Annotated in this window: 11 protein-coding genes; 6 read left to right on the top strand and 5 right to left on the bottom strand. The window is 58.2% G+C overall.

Annotated elements, in window-relative coordinates; genetic code table 11:
* The first annotated feature begins 248 nt into the window (after positions 1-248).
* From Mal65_RS27255 to Mal65_RS24290, 4 genes are all read left to right on the top strand, one after another.
* Complete coding sequence (locus Mal65_RS27255; RefSeq protein WP_231131239.1) at positions 249-2,936, top strand: hypothetical protein; 2,688 nt, start codon at positions 249-251, stop codon at positions 2,934-2,936.
* 97 nt (positions 2,937-3,033) lie between these two features.
* Positions 3,034-4,074 (top strand): ABC transporter ATP-binding protein, encoded by a 1,041-nt coding sequence (locus Mal65_RS24300; RefSeq protein WP_231131238.1) that lies wholly within the window; start codon positions 3,034-3,036, stop codon positions 4,072-4,074.
* On the top strand, positions 4,074-5,756 hold the full coding sequence (locus tag Mal65_RS24295) for an ABC transporter permease (protein ID WP_145303795.1): 1,683 nt from the start codon (positions 4,074-4,076) through the stop codon (positions 5,754-5,756). The genes Mal65_RS24300 and Mal65_RS24295 overlap by 1 nt, the downstream gene beginning before the upstream one ends.
* 5 nt (positions 5,757-5,761) lie before the next feature.
* Entirely contained in the window at positions 5,762-7,642 is a 1,881-nt protein-coding gene (locus Mal65_RS24290) for a HEAT repeat domain-containing protein (RefSeq protein ID WP_145303792.1), read from the top strand.
* Here the strand turns inward: Mal65_RS24290 and ispF are convergent.
* Entirely contained in the window at positions 7,631-8,134 is a 504-nt protein-coding gene (ispF, locus tag Mal65_RS24285) for a 2-C-methyl-D-erythritol 2,4-cyclodiphosphate synthase (RefSeq protein ID WP_145303790.1), read from the bottom strand. The genes Mal65_RS24290 and ispF overlap by 12 nt on opposite strands.
* 211 nt (positions 8,135-8,345) lie before the next feature.
* On the opposite strand from ispF, the gene Mal65_RS24280 reads away from it, so the two are divergent.
* Positions 8,346-9,332: an ABC transporter ATP-binding protein gene (locus Mal65_RS24280; protein ID WP_145303787.1), complete on the top strand. Its 987-nt coding sequence runs from the start codon at positions 8,346-8,348 to the stop codon at positions 9,330-9,332.
* A gap of 54 nt (positions 9,333-9,386) precedes the next feature.
* Positions 9,387-11,237, top strand: a complete 1,851-nt coding sequence (locus Mal65_RS24275) for an ATP-binding cassette domain-containing protein (RefSeq protein ID WP_145303784.1) — start codon at positions 9,387-9,389, stop codon at positions 11,235-11,237.
* Here the strand turns inward: Mal65_RS24275 and Mal65_RS24270 are convergent.
* From Mal65_RS24270 to Mal65_RS24255, 4 genes are all read right to left on the bottom strand, one after another.
* Complete coding sequence (locus tag Mal65_RS24270) at positions 11,210-12,706, bottom strand: hypothetical protein (RefSeq protein ID WP_145303781.1); 1,497 nt, start codon at positions 12,704-12,706, stop codon at positions 11,210-11,212. The genes Mal65_RS24275 and Mal65_RS24270 overlap by 28 nt on opposite strands.
* A 149-nt stretch (positions 12,707-12,855) precedes the next feature.
* Entirely contained in the window at positions 12,856-16,380 is a 3,525-nt protein-coding gene (locus Mal65_RS24265; RefSeq protein ID WP_145303778.1) for an efflux RND transporter permease subunit, read from the bottom strand.
* 72 nt (positions 16,381-16,452) lie between these two features.
* On the bottom strand, positions 16,453-17,763 hold the full coding sequence (locus tag Mal65_RS24260; RefSeq protein WP_145303775.1) for an efflux RND transporter periplasmic adaptor subunit: 1,311 nt from the start codon (positions 17,761-17,763) through the stop codon (positions 16,453-16,455).
* A gap of 248 nt (positions 17,764-18,011) precedes the next feature.
* Positions 18,012-19,838, bottom strand: a complete 1,827-nt coding sequence (locus Mal65_RS24255) for a Gfo/Idh/MocA family protein (RefSeq protein WP_145303773.1) — start codon at positions 19,836-19,838, stop codon at positions 18,012-18,014.
* Between the last annotated feature and the right edge of the window lie 42 nt (positions 19,839-19,880).

The raw sequence follows: 19,880 nt of genomic DNA, 5'->3' as shown, positions 1-19,880 counted from the left end.
CCGTGGTCTGTACGTTCGTTTTTGGCGAAGTGAAGTTTTGCGGATTATAGGGGCGTTTGGCTGATCTGGAGAGGCCGATTCTGGGGGGAAAAACGGCGGCGGTCTCTCCGGGCAGCACAGGGAATTCTGCGACTCCTTTGAACATCGCCCTCGGGCGTTGGGTTATCGTGGCCCATCGATTCGGGCCACCACGCACAGGATGTCGATGCAACGCCCGTCCGCTTGTCCGCCTTGCCGATCGGTCTGTCATGCCGGGATTCCGTCTTCAGCGTTTTGCGTGTTTGATCCGCCCGGCGTCCGTTTGCTTGGTCGCAATCGTGATCGCGGGGATGGTTCGGGGCGATTCGGACGTCGATCCGTCCCGCGTTCCCGATTCGTTCGAGGCGGTCAATGAAAGCGGCGGTTTGAAGTTGGCTCCGGTGACCGCCACATCACCCACGCCACCGATGCCGGGCCATTGGTGGCCGATGCCCGTTTTGATCAGCAATTCGGCGCCAAAGGCCAAGACGGCCATCGTGACGGTTCGTCTGATCGGACATGGTGACGTCACCTATCGATTGGTGCGGCGTATCGAATCCGGATTCACCGCCCGCGACGAAGTGTGGGTGCAATTGCCCGATCTGGCCGGTGGCACTCATGTCAATCTTTCGATCGCCTTGGCCGAAGTCGTCGACGGCGTCGAAGTCCCGCTGAAGCATGATTCCCAGCGGGCGGTTCAAGACCTGCGTCTGTTGTTAAGCCAAGACATCGTTGCGACGGCGGTGTTGGCCAAGCTGGCACCGAAACCGGCCGAGGACTGGCAGTGGCGACGGGACCAGTTGGATCATGAATACAACCTGATGATCGCCTGTCGTGAATTGGACCAGCAAAGCCGCTTGGTCTTGGACCTGGAACGTTTGCCCAGAGATTTTCGTCGCTGGGATGCGATCGACAACTTGTTCATTCATGACGCTTCGGGACTGAACGATCCTCATGGCGTCGCCGTGTTGCGTCGCTGGCTGGCCGATGGTGGAAAGGCGTGGGTGTCCCTGGACCGCATCAGCGTGCCGGCGATAGCACCATTGATTGGTGATCTGTGGCAGGCCACCGACATGGGAACGGTCCAGCGGAACGATTTTGACTTTCGCACCAAACTGCGGCCCGACATGGACACGCATCCGCTGCGGGTTCAGCGTTACCATCCGATGACCCTGCGCAAGATTCATCAATCCGGCGGCGAAGTCACGCATTGGATCGATGATTGGCCGGCGGCCGTTCGGGTCCGTGTGGGACGGGGCGAAGTTTGGCTGACGATGGCCGACGCATCCGCCTGGTATGAACCGTATCCACCAAACTACGACATCGCGTACAACCCGCCGTTTCAGCCCAACGCCGCAGCGATTCCCATCGTCAGTCTGTTTCAACAGCCACGCAATCGTCAGCCACCGCCGTCGGTTTCGCCCACGGCCGCCGCGATCCACGTCGGTTACCCGGTGGCATCGCGGTGGGCGGTCTTGGCATCGCTGGCAACGTTCATCGTTGGTGGTTGGTGTGTGACCCGTTACTGGGCCCGCCAGGGGGTTGCCGAGCGATCGTTGTGGAGCCTGCCGCTGACGGCGGTGATCGCCAGCGCACCGCTGGCAATCGCGTCGATGTCGATGCGGAAAAGCGTGCCGGACACCTTAGCACATGCTCAGTTCGCGATGCTGCAACCGGACCGCGACCAAGCCATCGTGGATCAATCCAGTGTGCTGTACTTTCGCGACGGCGGCAGCGTGGATCGGGCGGTCGACGGCGACGAAAGTTTGCGGCCGTTCAGCGACCAGTCGACACAGTCGCCGGTGGTTTGGACCGACATGACGCACCAACGCCGGCTAAGCATCGCCGATTGGCCGACCGGTCTGCAGTCGATCGGTGCCAGTCTTTCGATCTCGGCCGGATCCGGCCAAGCAATCGGAAAGCTGACCCGGCGGGGCCTGGAAATTCGCTTGCCCGATGGCTTGCCGGGCCCCGGTGATGACGCCGCCATTGTCTTGCCGCCCGCTCGGGTGCATGCATTGGTTCGTGATGCGGAAGCGGACGACGTTTGGGTGTTGCCCGCCGATGCGGACGCCCCGCAGCAGTTCCGACTGGCATCGGGATTGCTGAATCAGACTCAGCAGAGTCACCAAGAAACTTACCGAACGCTGATCCGCGAGCGTGATCGGACCATTTTCGGCGACGGTGAAACGCCACGCATCACGCCGCTGGTGCTGGCTTGGACGCCGCCGTGGGAACAACCGATGAACGACGGCGTCGACGCTAGGATCACCGGCGAAGCTTTGTGTGCGATGTCGATGCGGTGGTTGCCCGCGTCGCCGGGCGATCAGGTGCGGTTGCCGCCATCGACAATCAAGGTCGAATCCGTCGAATCGGGATGGGGCACATCGCTTACGAAAATCATGGCCGACGGTGAAAGCCATGCGCCCGAAGAAGATCCGATGACTTGGCAACTGCGTTGGCAAATCCCAAGGGTTGTGCTGCCGTTGGATCTGACATCAGCACAATTCCATATGGACCTCGATGCACCGATGCGTGACGTGACAGTGACGATGTTGGATCCCGATGGAAAACGAAAACAAATTGCAAAACTGGATTCACCCAGCGGCATGGTGAAGATCGATGTCGGGGCCGGCGACTTGGTTTACCATCCCGGTGTCGGCGAACTGCGTTTGGAATTCGACGTGTCACCCGCCAAGCATCCACCGTCGAACGACGAACCCGATGCCCTGCCTGGCAATGCCGTCATCGGCGACGATTCGGCCGGCGAAGACGACCCGGCTTGGCAGATCCGCCGACCGCAGTGGTGGCTGCGGGGTGTCGTCCAGGATTCCGGCACGCGGGGCGATCCTGAGACACGATCACAATCAGGACTCGAAACGAAACCTGCCGACGCGATCAGCGACGACGCTCGGTGACGCCGTTGCTGTCAGCCCCATTCGACTGGCCCGGACGACCGCAAGCGTCTTGCCCAGCAGAAAACGATTCACTTGCTTTTCAAATGAAGGTCACCCATTGAATTCGACAACACAGGCGGTTGCGCCGGAGCCGGCGGGAGTGCACGCCGCCGGGAGTTCGGCGGTCGTCCAAACGGATGAATTGACCAAGCGTTTTGGTGACTTTGTGGCCCTGGATCGACTTTCGATCTCCGTGGACCGCGGACAAATCCTGGGCTTCATTGGTCCCAACGGTGCTGGCAAGACGACCACGATTCGTATCTTGGTGGGGCTTTCCAAACCCACGTCGGGACACGCCACGATTTCGGGCATCGATTGCACCGGGCAATCAAAAAAGATCAAACGCGCCGTCGGCTACATGCCTGATAAATTCGGCGTGTACGACAACATGCGTGTCCGTGAATACTTGGACTTCTTTGCCGCGGTCTATGGGTTGCCGCCACGCCAACGGAAGCAACGCATCGCCGAGGTGATGGACACGACCAACTGCACCTACATGCAGGACAAATTCGTCGAATCGCTTAGCCATGGCATGCAACAACGCGTGGGGATCGCGCGAATCATGTTGCACGATCCCGAGGTCCTGATCTTGGACGAACCGGCCAACGGCTTGGATCCACAAGCGCGAATCGAGATGCGCGAGATTCTGTTGAACTTGGCCGCGATGGGGAAAACGCTGATCGTGACCAGCCACATTTTGCCCGAACTGTCACGCATCTGTAACACCGTGGCGATCCTGACCGGTGGGAAGTTGCGAGCGTTCGGGTCACTGGATTCGGTGATGAAGGAATTGTGTCCGCGGCAAACCTTCGAAGTCCAGTTGCTGGACCAGGCCCAGGCACAACAGGCGGCCGATTGGATCGAAGGATGGAAAGACGACGACGAAATCGTCACGGTCATGCCCGGTCAATCTTTGATGCGTTTGGAAACGAACCGTACTGAACGAGCATTGGCGGATTTGTTGCGAGAACTGATCACCCGCGACATCCACGTGGCCCAGTTCCGCGAAGTCCCCAGCGATTTGGAAGATGCATTCGTCAGCGTGACACGCGCGGGCGATGATGATTCGGCGGCTGACGATGCAAAGGCGGCCAGCTGATGTTGGGTGGACCGGTGTTGGTTCGCGAAGTTCGCGGACAATTTCGTTCGGGAAAGACCTTGGCAGCGGCGATGGCGATCGCGTTTTTTACCGGCGGTCTGGTCCTGCTGCGTTGGCCATCGGCCGGATCAGCCGACATGATGAGCCAACGTTCGTTCGAAGTGTTTCGTCCGTTGGCGTATGCGATGTTGACGGCAACCTTATTGGCCGTGCCCGCGTTTCCGGCAACCTCCATCGTTCGCGAATGGCGTCAGGGAACATTGGCGATGCTGTTGCATTCACCGATTCGTGTGGCGGACATCTATTTTGGCAAGTTTTGGGCCAACGTCGTGGTGGCGGTCGTATTGTTGACCGCCACGTTGCCGGCGTTAACCGCCAGCTACGCGATGGGCGGCGTTTCGCTGGTCCAGCACATCGCACCGTTGTTGGCGACGTTGTTCGGCGTCGTGGTGTTGTATACGGCGGTGTCGTTGTGGATCAGCAGTCGGACCCGGACCAGCGATGCAAGTCTGCGCGGCAGTTATGCGGCCATGGTGTTGATCGCCATCGGATCGGTGATCATCGGTGCCGTGTTGTCCCGTCTGCCCGGGACGATCGGTACGATCGGCTGGTGGATTCGTTCGATCAGTCCGATCCCGTTGATCGGCCAGATTGTCGGCGACCGGTATGCGGTCGGTGCGATGGACGTGTCGGTGGGCGACGCGACCGGGACGATTGCCAGCGTGGTCGTGCGATACTTGGTTTTGTGTCTGGCCGGTGCGGCGGTGTTTTCGTTGTTGACGATTTTGCGTTTGGGATCGTCGGCGGTCGATCGATCGCGGGCGACGGGGACCGTGACCGATGATCAATCGCGGTGGGTTCGCATCATTCGACGATTCGCTTTCTTGGTGGATCCCAATCGACGCAGCAGCGGGATTCCCCGGTGGCTGAATCCGGTGATGGTCAAAGAATTTCGCACCCGCCGATTCGGCCGTATGCACTGGTTGTTGCGATTGGTTTCGGTGTGCGCCGTGCTGTCGATGACGTTGGCCGTGGTGGCCACCACGGGAACGGTCAGTTGGGGCGTCGAAAGGGTGGCCACCGTCATGGTGATCGTCCAGATGGCGTTGCTGGTATTGATCGGCCCCAGTTTGGCCAGCAGCCAGATTGCCGGCGAACTGGAAAGTGGCGGCTGGGACATCTTGCGCACCACGCCGATGTCGATGGTGCGGATCCTTAGCGGGAAGGTCTTCAGTGTGGTTTGGACGTTGCTGTTGATTTTGATGGCGACGTTGCCCGGCTACCTGGTGATGATCATGATCCAGCCCACGCTGGTGCCACAGGTTCAGCGTGTTTTGGTCTGTCTGGGAATCACCGCGTTGGTGGTCTTGTCGATCAGCCTTTGCGTCAGTGCGATGAATCGTCGGACCGCCACCGCGACGGCGATCAATTACTTGGTCTTGCTGTTGGTCTTTGCCGGAACGTTGTTGGTTTGGTCGGCGCAAGACCGTCCGTTCGGACACGGATTTGTCCAAGCCGTCCTTTCGATCAATCCGGCGGCCGCGGCGTTGGCAGAAATTCAAACACCCGGGTTTGAGGATTATCAATTGGTCCCCACGGCGTGGATCGTTGGACTTGGTGTGACCGTGATCGCCGGCGGTTTGGTTTGGCTCCGGTGCGTCCGTTTGACACGTATGGATTAACGGTAATGAAGATGATCGCAAAGCGGCAGGGCAACCCCCTGTCCGCCATGCTTTGGATTCCGTTGGCCGGATGGATCGTGTCGGCGGTTGTTTTTTCGCGGTCTTTGCCAGCGCAGGATGATGTGTCGGCATCCGTCGCGGAGGTCACGTTTGATGTGTTGAATGATTTGCCGGTCCAAGTCCCTTTGCCCGTACCCGATTATCCGAACACGCGTTCGTTTCCCGATGACGCCGTTCTGGACCAGTGGGATCAGTTGCCGGCTGAACAGCGTGAAAGTTTGCGACAGCGGATGTTGCAGGTCATTCGCGAAGAAGAATACCTGGGGCTGCAGGATCCGGAACGGGGCCAGTGGTTGCCAGCGTCGGTGACGCGTTTGGCCCTTCGACGCGCGGCGGCGAACCGGACGCATTCGCTGGCCCAACGCCAATGGATGGGCATCGCGATGCACGGTGCGTTGGATCAGACACAAGCCACGCAAATGTGGGAAATCGCGGTCAAAGATCCCTACCTTTCCAGTCAAGCACAACAGAAACTGATTCAAACCGGCCAGTCTTGCGCAAGGTCCCACTGGCGCAGCGTTTTAGATTCGAATGACAGTCCGCCGGGACACGTCGTGGTAGCGCTGCAGGGCATTGCCGCCCTTGGGGTGTCTGATGATGCACGGCGAATCCGTCCTTGGCTGGATCGAAAACAGCCGGATGCGGTTCGCTTGCAGGCGGCAACTGCGCTGGCGGCGGTGCAACCGAACGGACATACCGATCGTGTCGATCTGCTGTTGGATCCGCAGCTTGGGGCGGGAACCGTCGTTGACCAGAACGTCGCGGCACTATTGTTGCGCGGCGATGCGTCGGAGGGAGCGGCCCGACAGCGTCGCCAAATTTTCGATGCCGATGTTCGTGGGGCTTCGACCATCGCATTGCAAGGCATGGCGGATCACGAAACCGACGTTGCCAGACAGTTGGCTGCCGATGCGATCGCGTTCCATCAAGACGGCGGTCGGCGTGAGACTGATTTGCGTCGGCTGTGTCTGCGACTGTTGCGTGATCCGGTGGATGAATCATCGATCAGTGCCGTTGTATCGGCTCTGGCCGATCCGGTGCCGCAAATCCGGCAGGACGCATTGCGACATTTGGTCGATACCGCATCTGACGAAAATTGGCGATCGAGCATTATCGATGCGTTATCGCAGCAGTTGCAATCACCACACTGGCAGGCGGCCGAACAATCGATTTTGGGACTGGTCAGCTTGGGGCACCGACCCGCGGTTGCCCAATACATCATGCTGCTGGAACATCCGGTACCCAGTGTCTACGTCACCGCGGCGTGGGCGATCAAACAGTCCGGCGGCAGCGATTCGGACTGTCAGCAAGTTGCCGCGTACATGGATGCGTTTCGCCAGAAAATGCTGCCGCAATCCGCAGCCCAATACCCTTATGACCAAGACCGCAGCAAGCAATTGTCACAGTTGGCCGAAGTTTTCGGACAGCATCGTTACGAGCCGGGAACGGATTTGTTGTTGTTTTTCGTTCGACGCGGCTATCACCCGATGGTCCGGGCGTCGTCGATGTGGGCGTTGGGGAAAATCTATGAAGACCAACCGGTCCCCGACGCGGTGATGGCACAGGTCCGACAATCGATGGCCCAAATTCGTGCCGTCGACCCCGACCATCCCTTGATGATTTTTGCATCGGCGGTGACCGTCGGCCGTTTGCGGGATCAACAGTCTTTACCGTTGGTCGAGTTCGGTGTGGGCGAAATCTGGCAGCGCGTCCCCATCGATGCCGCGTGTCGCTGGGCGATTGAGCGAATCAAGAGCGAACCAGAATCCATTAGTATCCGGCAACCGACGATACCCGATGCGAATGATGCCGATTCAGCCGACTGATGTTCGTGTTTGGATCATGACGACGCAGCGGGCTGCGATTGCCGCGCCCTGACCGATCACGCCCACGGTTTCCCCCGTCTTCGCTTTCAAGCCCACTCCGTCGGTCGGCAAGTCCAGCATGCGTCCGATGGTCTGACGCAGATCATCGATGTGCGGCGCCATTTTGGGGCGTTCGGCCAAAATCACCGCATCGATGTTGACCAATTCGTAGCCGGCCGATCGGACCCGATGCATTGCTTCGGCGACAAAATCGGCGCTGTTGCGTCCACGATTTTCCGTGCCGTTGTCGGGAAACAAGCGTCCAATGTCCGGCGCGGCCACCGAGCCCAGCAATGCATCGGTGATCGCGTGCAACAGGACGTCCGCATCGCTGTGGCCGATCGCGTGGACTTCCGCGGGAATGTCCATTCCGCCGATCCGCAGGGGGCCGCCGTTGCCCAGTCGGTGGCTGTCATATCCCAAACCGACGCGAAACGGGGGGCGGGGGCTCATGGGGGGACCGTGATTGCGGATCGTGGACAAGAAACAGGGGGGCGGACGTTCCGGGCGTCGCGATGGCGAATCGACGATCGGTGGGGAACATGATAAAGAAATGGCCATTGAATCGTCAGTCGGGCGTCATTGTTGACCCCCTTTGCCGCAATCCATCCTGACGGTCCGGCCGTCGTCCACCGGATCTCCAACACAAGTTGCCAGCCCGCCAATGCCCATCATCGAAGTCTCGGGACTGACGAAATCGTACCGCGTTTATCGCAAACGCGAGGGGCTGCGCGAAAGCATGAAAGGGCTGTTCCGCCGCGAGTACACGGAAGTCGAAGCGGTCCGCGGGATCGACTTGACGGTCCCCCAGGGCGAGTTCGTTGCCTTTCTGGGACCAAACGGTGCGGGCAAGACAACGACGCTGAAGTTGCTAAGCGGTGTGATCAATCCAACGTCCGGTACGGCAACGGTCATGGGCCACGTCCCATGGAAACGCGAAAACGATTATCGGCGACGCTTCGCTTTGGTCATGGGCCAAAAGAATCAGCTGTGGTGGGATTTGCCGGCCCAAGAATCCTATCGGCTTCATCAACAGATCTATGGCATCCCCGACGACCAATTCCGAACCACGTTGGATGAATTGACCGAATTGTTGGACGTTCGTCGTTTGCTGGGGAATCCCGTTCGGGAACTTTCGCTGGGCGAACGGATGAAGATGGAATTGATCGCCGCCTTGTTGCACAGCCCCGAAGTGTTGTTTCTGGATGAACCGACGATCGGTCTGGACGTCATCGCCCAACACAACATTCAACAGTTCTTGCGGTTCTATCAAGAGAAACGCAAGATCACGATTCTATTGACCAGTCACTACATGAAGGACGTCGCGGCGCTTTGCAAGCGGGTCGTGGTGATCGCCAAGGGAACCATTCAATATGATGGTTCGCTGTCCGGCATCATTGACAAATTCAGCGGGCGAAAGATCGTGACGCTGCAGTTCCCCGAAGGCCACCAGCCGACGATGTTGTCCAAATTTGGCGAGGTCTTGGATTGCAATTGGCCCAAGGTGCGATTGCGAATGCCGCGGGCCGAAGTCCCCAAGGTGCTGGCCCAGGCCTTGGCCGAACATCCGGTGGAGGACGTCGCGGTGGAAGACCCGCCATTGGAAGACGTCATTGCCGGCCTATTTCGCGAATCGATGGACCAAGAATAGTCCGTCCCAGTTCGTCTTCTTTCGACTATCGACGCTTACCGACCGATCGCGTTCATGGCATTACTTTCCTTTGCGGATCTTTCCATCGGATACCGAGGCCCCTTGTTGCTGGACCAGGTGTCCGCACGCATCGAAGCGGACCAGCGGATCGGACTGCTGGGACGCAACGGCGCCGGAAAAACCACGTTGCTGAAGATTCTGGAAGGATCGGTCACACCCGATTCGGGCGATATCATGCGTCAGCCGAATTTGAAAGTCACTCGGTTGGTTCAAGACGTCCCATCACAATTGCGGGGCACCGTCCACGATGTGGTCGTTGATCGCGTCCGCCAGGAATTGAAGCAGGCCGATGCCGGGGTTGATGCCTGGGACGGGGAAAATCAGTGGCGGTGGGAACATGAAATCGAACGCACGTTGACCGAAACCCAACTGGATGGCCAACAGGAATTTGCGACGCTGTCCAGCGGGATGAAACGTCGTGTTTTGTTGGCGGCGGCGATTGCAAGTCGGCCGGACATTTTGCTGTTGGACGAACCGACCAACCATTTGGACATTCCGTCGATCTTGTGGTTGGAACAGTTCTTAAAACGATGGTCGGGCACGCTTATCTTCATCACGCACGACCGGACGTTCCTGCAAAACCTGGCGACCCGAATTTGGGAAATCGATCGCGGCCAACTGTTTGATTGGTCGTGTGACTATGCGACGTTCTTGAAACGGAAAGAAGCCGCGATCGAGGCCCAAGAAAAACAGGATGCGTTGTTCGACAAAAAGTTGGCGGAGGAAGAAGCTTGGATCCGCCAAGGCATCAAAGCACGTCGGACTCGCAACGAAGGCCGCGTTCGCGCCCTGAAGGCCATGCGTTTGCAACGTCAACAGCGTCGCAAAGCCGAGGGCACCGCCAAGCTGAACCTTCAGCAAGGTGACAAGTCGGGCGCGTTGGTCGCGGAGGTCAAAAAGGTCGGGTTCGCCTACGACGATCGCACAATCCTGAAGGACTTTAGTACGACCATCATGCGGGGCGACAAGGTCGGAATCATCGGACGCAACGGCGCGGGAAAGACGACGTTGTTGCGTCTCTTGTTAGGACAGTTGCCGCCTGATGAGGGCAACGTGCGATTGGGAACCAATCTGCAGGTCGCCTATTTCGATCAACTGCGGGATACGTTGGATCCCGAAAAGACCGTCCAGGAAAACGTGGGGGAGGGCAGCGATCGCATCCGATTGGGCGAAAACACCAAACACGTTTTGGGTTACTTGCAGGATTTCTTGTTCACCCCGGAACGGGCGCGAACGCAGGTTAAATTCCTGTCCGGCGGCGAACGGAATCGGGCATTGCTTGCCAAGCTGATGACACGTCCCGCCAATGTCTTGGTCATGGACGAACCGACCAATGATTTGGATAGCGAGACATTGGAGTTGCTGGAAGAACAGTTGGCGGATTTCGCCGGAACGCTTTTGATGGTCAGCCACGACCGGTCGTTTTTGAACAACGTTGTGACCAGCACGATCGTGTTTGAAGACGACGGCGTTCGCGAATATGTCGGCGGTTATGACGATTGGCAGGACGCGGTCGCGCGACGCACCGTTGCATCGACCTCCGAATCGAAAACGTCATCGGGTAAATCAGAAACCAAGTCAAACAACAAGTCGAAACAAGAGACTTCGTCGGCAAGTCCCGATGCGCCCCGCAAGTTGTCCTACAAAGAAAAGCGAGAACTGGAACAGTTGCCAGAACGAATCGAAACGCTGGAGGGGCAGATCGAACAACTGCACCAGGCAATGGCGGATGCGGACTATTACAAAAAGAATCCTGACGAGCTCGCGCAGGATTCGGAGAATTTGAGACAGTGGCAATCGGAGCTGGAACAGGCGTTTCAGCGTTGGGAGTTTTTGGATTCTTGACGTTGAATCGATAGGCAGGTGTCTGTTTGGAAGTCGTTCAGTTTCAGGGATGTTTCCCGATCCTTCACGCGAAGCTGTGATTCGCTTAGAAGCTTGGCCGTCTTGGGATCCCATTGCCGCACGCGGTAGTCGCCGTTTGGCAAACGAAGATTCAGGGTTAAATCGCTGATGGTTTGCTTGAAATCGCCCAAAGGCTGGTCTTTGATTTTGCCCGGCAGTTTGACGTGGGCGTAGACCAGATAGGCGTTGGCCGCTTTGCCGATGGCCGACACCAAGATGTCATCACGCCGGCACGCGGCGAATTTGGCGTCTTGCGGTTGGATATCGGGCACCGGAAGTTCCATCAGCCGAGACTTCAAAAAACCAAGCTGCATTCGCAGACGTTCGCTGCCGCCACCGGGTGATTGATAATCCGTCAGGGTTCCGCCGGGATGGCTGACCGTGAAGGAGTAATCCAGGTTGTTGTATGTGGCGCCACCGGCAAGCAAAAAGTCCCATCCTTCGGTGCGGTACAGCAAATCGGCCTGTCCGCGGAACCCGGTTTCGTTTTCACCGATCACTCCGTGAAGATGTGCGTTTTCGGCGACCACGACCGGTGGATGGCAGTAATGGAAGTTGAAGATTGAAACGTTTGGATGCGGGTCGGTTACTTTTTTGGTCTTGTTGGCAACGTTGACGGAGATCAGATGACGTGCCGATAGTTTCCGCAACTTTTTCGCGATCACATCGGCCATCATGTTCTGCCAGCGATCGGTGATGCCGCCGAAATAGGGTTCGTTGCAGACTTCGATATAGACATTGTCAAAGGGAACGACCGCTTCGACCAAACGTTCGGCGACCTTCTGTTGAACCTTGAACAGTTCTTTGTCTTCGCCCGTGTAGACCTGCTTCGAACCACAATCGCCGACGTTGTTGACGTTATTTCGCACGTTCATCGGATTGACGTCCCATAAAATGGGGCGATACATCGGACAGAAAATGCAAAATTCGACGACGATGCCGTGTTTGGAAGCCGATTGCATCATGCGATGTAAACGATCGAAGTACCCGGCATCCCATTTGGATAAATCGAAGATTGGTGAACCATCGCCGTGGCTTTTGGCAGTCCGCTGCCACGGACACGAATAGTCCTCATGGGTCGGTGCCAGCGGATTCTCGGTAATCCCAAAAGATTCGGGGACTTCGCGATAGATGCCGCTGAAGACGCGGGTGTGATTCAAACCATGCCGCTGCAGTTCTTTGAAGTAGGCCTCGTAGTCGAACGCCTTGTTCAGCAAAAGACCGTAGTGTTCACCGCTGGTGACCAAGACGGTTGGCTGACCGCGAAATTGAAAGTAGCGGTCGTTGTCGGGATGCAGCGAAAGTGGATCGGTCGCCGGTGACGCGGCGATCACGCTGTTCGCAACACTCCACGCGATGAACCCGACGCACGAGAGAAACAAGAAGATGTTTGGCGTGATTCCCTTCACGGCGATTCGGAAACCGAAAGACTTCGTTGCCCATGACCGCGTGGTTGATGACAGGGACGATGAACACGACATGACAGGTCTTCGGTTGGCGGTTTGCGGGGCGGGGAACCGCAACAGAATAACGCGCCCGGTGCCACGTCGTCCGATGTTCAGGCGACTTGGGCCGTCGGCTTCTTTGACGCACCTTCTGTCGCCTCGTTGGCCAGGCCGATCGGGGCAACTGCGTCGCGAAGGTCCATGAAGATTCGGAACAACGTTGGGACGAAGACCAACGTGAACACGGTGCTGATCACCAGCCCGCCCAGCAGGACGCTGCCAAGGCCTCGGTAAAGTTCGCTTCCCGCACCGGGAAACAACACCAACGGGCACAGTCCCAGTACGGTGGTCGCGGTCGTCATGAAGATGGGGCGAATGCGGGTTCGCACACTTTCTAAAATCGCGGCGTGCGAATCATAGCCTTGGTCACGCATCAAGTTCAGCGATTGGTGAACGATCAGGATGGCGTTGTTGACCACCGTGCCGATCAGGATGACGAAACCCAGCATCGTCAACACGTCCAGGGCTTGAGGTGGTTGGCCTTGCCATTGCAGGTAGTAACCCAAGACCTTTAGCCCCAGCAGACCACCAACGGCCCCCAACGGAACGCTAAGGATAATGACCAGCGGATAGATCCAACTTTCGAACAAGGCGGCCATCAACAGATACGTGATCAACAACGCAAGCAGCACGTTGTATCGCAGGGCCAACCATGTGTCGCGCAGTTTATCGGCGGTGCCCGAAAGGCCGATTCGGTAACCTCCGTCCAGTTGTCCCGAGGCTTCGATTGGATCAATGATCTGGGTGGCGATACGGTTCAATGCGTCTTCGAGTGCCATTTCCGGCGGCGGCGAAACTTCGATCGTGATGGCCCGCTGACGTTCGCGGTGATTGACTTGTTCCGGACCGCTGGACAACGTGATGTCCGCCAAGGATGACAGCGGGACCAATTGGCCGCCGGGGGTGGCAATGGGCAGGGCCGCCAAGTCCTGGGATCGACTGGCACGTTCGGGGCTGCCCATCAGCGTCAGGTCGATCTTGTCGCCCCCAACGAAATAATCGGCGGCAAAAGCCCCATCAACCAATGCGTTGACGCTGTATCCGAGCGCGGTCGCATCGACGCCCATTTGTTGAGCCTGGATCAGCTTGGGACGAATGTGGACCTCGGGGTTGTTCAAGTCCAAGCTGGGTACCGGGCGAGCCTGGGCGTTGGGAATGACCGGATCATTCGGGTTCATCACTTGGCCCATGATTTGGCCGCCGATGCCGACCAGGTGTTCCAGTTCCGGACCGGTGATTTCCACATCGATTGTCCGGCCCGCGGTCAGACCTTGTTCAAACAAGCTGGACTGCTTGGCGACGACAAATGTGCCTGGCAACTTGGGGCCGACCGCTTGCATCAGCGGAACCAATTCGCCGGAACGCGTCGGGTCGACCGCCCGGATGCCGATGAACACGCTGCGACCGCGTGCGACGTAAAAAAAGTCATAGATCGCCGGAAACTCGCGATCTTGTTGGCCGATTGCGTCGTCATCGATATCCCAATAGGGACGCAGGTGGTCTTCGACGATTTCGCCCATCTGGCTTAGCTTGTCCAGGTTGTATCCGGGCGGTGGCATCACGATGCCGAAGACGAGGTTGCGGTTTCCGGTCGGCAGGTATTCGACTTTCGGCCACATGGAAATCGCCAAAACAACCACAGCGCCCAGCAAACCGACGACCAGAGCAATCCGGCGCAGCCACGTTCGCTGGATCCAGCGATTGATGGCCACGATGCCCGCCACGGCTCGGTCGGCCAATTGGGTAAGCGGATCCAATAGACGTCGACGACGTGACGGCGTGACCTTGTTTCCACCGGAAGATTCACTCGTCGCGTCTCGATCGCGGCGCAGCAGTCGTGCCGTTGCGGTGGGAATCAGTGTGATGCTGATGATCAACGATAGCCCGACCGCGGCGCTGATGGCCAATGCAATATCGCGGAACAGTTGTCCGGCCTGTTCTTGCACGAACAACACCGGCAAGAACACGGCTAGGGTCGTCAGCGTCGACGCCAGCACCGCGCCCCAGACTTCTTTGGTTCCGTTGACCGCGGCGACAAAGGGTGGTTCACCGTCCTGGAAATGCCGGTAGATGTTTTCCAGCACGACGACGGCGTTATCGACCAACATTCCGACGGCGAACGCCATGCCGGCCAGGCTGATCACGTTCAGCGACCGGCCCCAAAGGTTCAGCAGCAAAAATGTTCCGATGACGCTGATCGGAATTGCCAAGCCGACGACCAACGCACCGCGTGCGAACCAAAACCCGGTGATCACGATCAAGATCAGGGTCACAATAAAGAAACGCGGATCGATCGTCATTGCGGCAATACTGGTTGCCGCAATCAATGGTGCCAACAACAGCGTTCGAATTTGAAGGTGCAAGAACAGCATCAGCACGATCATCGTTAGGGTGCCGCCAACGATGATGTTTTGGTTGACCAATTGCACCGATGAATCGATGTATTCGGTTTCGTCATAGACTTGCGTTAGTTGCATCTGACGCGGATTCAGAACATCGCGATTCAGTTCGTCGATGGCTTGTCGAATTCCTGCCATCACGTCCATGATGTTCGCACCATTTTCTCGCAGCGCATTGCAGGCGATGCTGGATTCGCCGAATCGGCGAACCATGCCGTCGGGCTTTTTGAAACCCATGCGGACTTCGGCAACATCGCTGATGAATACCGGTGCCCCGTTTTGCATGTCCAAGACCTGGCTGGCGACTTGGTCAGGGCTGTCGAACTGATTCAGCGTTCGCACGACATAGCGACGCTTGCCTTCCCAGAAATCGCCGCCGGAGGTGTCTTGGTTTTGGTTTCGCAATACACGGCGAACGTCTTCGATGGTCAATCGGCGTGATGCCAATTTTTGTGGGTCGACGATCACCTGCAGTTCTTCTTCCAAGCCGCCCAGAACGTTGGCATTGGACACACCATCGACGCGTTCCAATCGGGCTTCGATGAAGTCTTCGGCGAACCGACGCATGCCGGGAATATTCAAATCCGGTGGCAGCAGTTCTTTCAGTGCCGGATGATCTTTGGCGGCCACACGCAATCGCATCAGCCGCAGTCCCGGAATGCTGGTCGCCAAAATATGGTCGACCGCGGGTTTAACGTCCGGGTGGTCGACGGCGGCTTGTCGAATTTGTGTTTCGGTCGGTTGAATCGCGGACAAGATCATCCAAGCGATTGGTCGGTCCGATGAACTGCTGGTGGAAATCACCGGCTCGTCGGCTTCTTCCGGGTATTCCGGGACCTGTTGAAGTCGACTGTTCACCTTCAACAGCGATTCTTCCATGTTCGTGCCGACCAGAAACTCCAGTCGAATCGTGCCGGACGAATCTGCCGATTCGCTGGTCATTTTGCGAACGCCTTCGACGCTTTTAAGTTGTTCTTCTTGTTCCTGAATGATTTCGCGTTCGATCTCTTGGGGACTGGCACCGGGCCAGCGTGTTTCGATCGTCAAAGTCGGTGTTTCGACTTCGGGGATCAACTGCATCGGCATGGTCAGCACGGCAATCACGCCGAACAGGATCAACAGCAACGCGCCGACGGCGACTTTCACGGGGTTGCGAACGCAGGCTTCGATCGGGTGCATGAACGATGGCGGGGGAAATTTGGTGGGGCGGGGCGGGCAGAATGCTGCTGCGGTTCGAAAAGCGTGGTCAGCTTACTGGGCCGGTTTGGTGGGCTCCCTGTCTTCTTTCTGCTCGGTGGCAACGACTTGTTGGCCGGGACGCAACCGTTCGTTGCCAATCACGACGACGGCATCCCCACTGGCTAGCTGGCCGGGCAACAGTGGATGAACGGCGATTTTGAATCCCTCCGCCATTCCGTATCGCACGGGGACGGGGACGGCACTGTTGTCGACGATCTTGAACACGATCGATTTGTCGCCATTGATCTGCAGCGCATCTTTGTGAACCATCAATTCGTTCTTGGGTTCGCTGATGGGCAAAGCGATGTGCGCCAACATGCCGGGCAGCAGTCGGTGCCGTCCGTTAATGGCGGGATTGGGGACGGATACGCGGACGGGGAATGATCGACTGCGGTCATCGGCAAGCGGAACGATTCGCGTCACGGTGCCTTGAAACTGTTCGTCCGGCAATGCGTCGATGCGGATCGTGACCGTGTCGCCGTCTTGAGTGAATCGAACTAGCGCTTCGGGGACGAAGACCTCAATTTCCACCGGATCGATTTCAACGACTTCGGCCACCGCGTCGCCTTGCCGAACCCAGGCGCCGGTTTCGGTCAGTTCGGCGACGACAAAGCCGTTGAAGGGCGATTTGACGGTGTACTTCTTTTTTCGATCTTCCAAGTTTGCCACGATCTCTTGTTGGACCGTCACGCGAGCGGCGGCCTGCTCGATGCGTTCCTGGCGTGTGCCTTGTTCAGCCAATGCCAGACTGGCGGCGGTTTGTTCGACGATGGCTTGGGCCGCCAAGGCCTCGGCTCGCGACGATTCGTATTCGTCACGAGACACGCCGGACGAAGATTTGAACAACGCCTCGAATCGTTTCAGCTTCGCTTGCGCGTAGGCATTGGCGGCGTTTGCGGCTCGCGACTTGGCGCGTTCCAACTGGATCTCTTCGTCACGCAAGCCGTTTTTCAGTTCCTGCAACTCAGCTTCGCGAAGCTTCAGTTCGGCTTTGGCCGCGGCGATCTCCAGGCTGATCGTTCGTGTGCGCAGCTGAGCCAATTCGTCACCCGCGGCGACCGGGTCACCGGCTTCGACCATGAACTGTTCGACGCGTCCATCAACGGCGCTGCCGATGACGCTGCGGCGGTTGGCTTTCACGCTGCCGACAAACTCTTGATACGGCGCGATCTTCTCTTCGGTGACCTTTTGGACGATCACGACGGCGGGGCCACCGGGCTGTGCATGGACGGCGGACATGCATCCCAGCGGGGCCAGGGTGAACCCGATCAAAGCAGCGACAAAAAGATCAATCAGCCGATCGAACTTGGGGCGGGGCAGCATGGCGTGGACGGACAGGATGAAGGTGGGGTGTGGGGATGAATCACCATCCTAGATGACCGGGCGGATCAAATTGAAGCTTTTTGGCGAAATTTCGGCTGCCTCGGCGACCGGGATGTTCGCTGTGTTTCGTCGGGTTGAACCACCTACGGGGTGTGGGGGGAAACAAAAACAGGCTTGTCCGGTGGTCCGGACAAGCCTGTGCGGGTGTTGGGAACGTTGCGATCCGTCCGAATGAAGCGGCGGCGGTATTAGGCCACAGGCTTCTTCATAAACTCGGTCGCTTCGGCGATGGTGCTGCCGTCGGGAACCGCGTCGTTGTCGACGTCGAACCAGTCTTCTTCAAATTCCAGGTAGCCGCCCTTGCCGGCCAAGTTGTTCTTGATGGCAACGTTGGTGGCCAAAGCGATGACGGCGTCGCCCATGGCGACGGCGGGGTAGCAACGCGGCTTGTTTTCCGGATCGGGATTCCGGATGCAGTAAGCCCAGTGCTCGATTTCCTCGCGGTAACCACGGCTGACCGGACCGCTGTCGGCGGCCTGGGCGACCGGCGCGGCGTAGTCACCCGAGGCACTGGTGTCCAAGGCATAGCCGCCTTCTTTCTTGGCGACGCCGACTTTGCTGCTGGTGTCGCTGTTGCGATATAGCAGAACGTCGGTTTCTTTGTCCAAGATCAACGTACCCTTGGTGCCCATGACGACTTCGCCCCAGCCGCCAAAGCCGTTGCCGTTGATGCTGCTGTAGGTGACCACGACCTTTTTGTTCGGGTCTTGGTCGTAGCCGGGGACCGCACCGTCAGGATAATTTTCGACGCGGTCGTAATAGCCGACGTCGAACTGTGCGGAGTATTCCGGCCCGGGGAATTCGAACGTGCAGTAAACGTGGTCGCCGACTTCGCGGTCCAGCGGCATGATGTGGCGACCGCCGACGGCATGGACCGACAACGGGTGAACCTTTTTGCCATCGTCACGCAGCGAGGACAAGAAGATGCTGACTGCATCCAGTTGGTGGCTGCCAAGTTCGGCCATCAATCCGGCGCCGGTGCGTTGGAACAAACGCCAACGGTGCAGTTCTTCGGCGGCGGTGAACAGCTTGTCGTTGACCTGGAAGTCTTCGTAACCGAACGCCTTCGGGTCGATGTTCTTGTCGGCATCCCAAGCGGCCCACTGGGCGATTTGTGCCTGCCACTTGGCGACTTCATCGGGATCGGTCGCTTCTTCCAATTTCTTGCGACGGTATTCCAAGTCCTTGGCGATGCGATCAAAGACTTTTCCGTCGGCGGTGCGTTCGCCGCCGGGGATGGGCATCGACCAGCTGTCGGCGCCCGGCAAGTTGCCGCGGTGCCACTGCGCCCGGATGTGGTGCAACTGTCCCAGCAAACCCCAGCGGATCAGGTTGACCGCATTGTCATACTTCACGTTGTAGTGACGTTGGTGACCGGTGGCCAAGTGAATCGGATTGCCCGCCTTGTCGGTCATCTCGTTGGCCATCCGTGCCATGACTTTGCACTGGGCCACGGTGCGGGCCATCAGTTTTTCGGTCAGCACGTGAAGTCCACGTTCCATCGCTTGTGCGGCGACCGGGGCGTGAAGCCATAGCGGCAACGCGATGATCACCGCTTCGATGTCCGGATCGTCCAAACACGCCATGATGCCGCCGTTGTCGGCGTCGTAAACCTTGACGTTCTTGCGGGCTTCGGCTTCGTCCTTGTATCCGGCGACTGAGATCAAACCGGGACGACGGCCCAGTGCCGACGGGCTGCTGCAGTCCCCGTGGAACGCACGGTGTTTGCTGAACGGGCGAATGTCACAGATTGCGCGGACATCGACGTAATCAGGGTTGCAGCCGCCGATCAAAACGTTGCCTTCGTCACCGGTACCGATCACGGCAACGCGGACCGGATCTTTGACCTTGCCGTAACCAAAGTAGGCGGCACCCAAACCGGCACCACTGACCGCACCGGCGGCGACGATCCCACGCAGGAAATCACGACGATTAACGTCGTAGTAGCTGCCGACCGCCGAGTAATAATTTTGTTTGCCGATGTCGCGTTGATCGGCCGAAAGCTTGTCTACCACGGTGGGCTCCTGGACCTAAGAAGGAGTTTGGTGTGTTTTGGA

The sequence above is a fragment of the Crateriforma conspicua genome (assembly GCF_007752935.1).
Lineage (GTDB): Bacteria > Planctomycetota > Planctomycetia > Pirellulales > Pirellulaceae > Crateriforma > Crateriforma conspicua.
The sequence above is the reverse complement of the archived record's forward strand: the minus strand, read 5'-3'. Positions and strand labels throughout refer to the sequence as shown.

Bases quoted from the DNA above. Each gene is read 5' to 3' on its own strand.
- Mal65_RS27255 (WP_231131239.1), top strand. From the start codon at position 249: ATGCCGGGATTCCGTCTTCAGCGTTTTGCGTGTTTGATCCGCCCGGCG.
- Mal65_RS24295 (WP_145303795.1), top strand. From the start codon at position 4,074: ATGTTGGGTGGACCGGTGTTGGTTCGCGAAGTTCGCGGACAATTTCGT.
- Mal65_RS24290 (WP_145303792.1), top strand. From the start codon at position 5,762: ATGAAGATGATCGCAAAGCGGCAGGGCAACCCCCTGTCCGCCATGCTT.
- ispF (WP_145303790.1), bottom strand. From the start codon at position 8,134: ATGAGCCCCCGCCCCCCGTTTCGCGTCGGTTTGGGATATGACAGCCAC.
- Mal65_RS24280 (WP_145303787.1), top strand. From the start codon at position 8,346: ATGCCCATCATCGAAGTCTCGGGACTGACGAAATCGTACCGCGTTTAT.
- Mal65_RS24275 (WP_145303784.1), top strand. From the start codon at position 9,387: ATGGCATTACTTTCCTTTGCGGATCTTTCCATCGGATACCGAGGCCCC.
- Mal65_RS24265 (WP_145303778.1), bottom strand. From the start codon at position 16,380: ATGCACCCGATCGAAGCCTGCGTTCGCAACCCCGTGAAAGTCGCCGTC.
- Mal65_RS24260 (WP_145303775.1), bottom strand. From the start codon at position 17,763: ATGCTGCCCCGCCCCAAGTTCGATCGGCTGATTGATCTTTTTGTCGCT.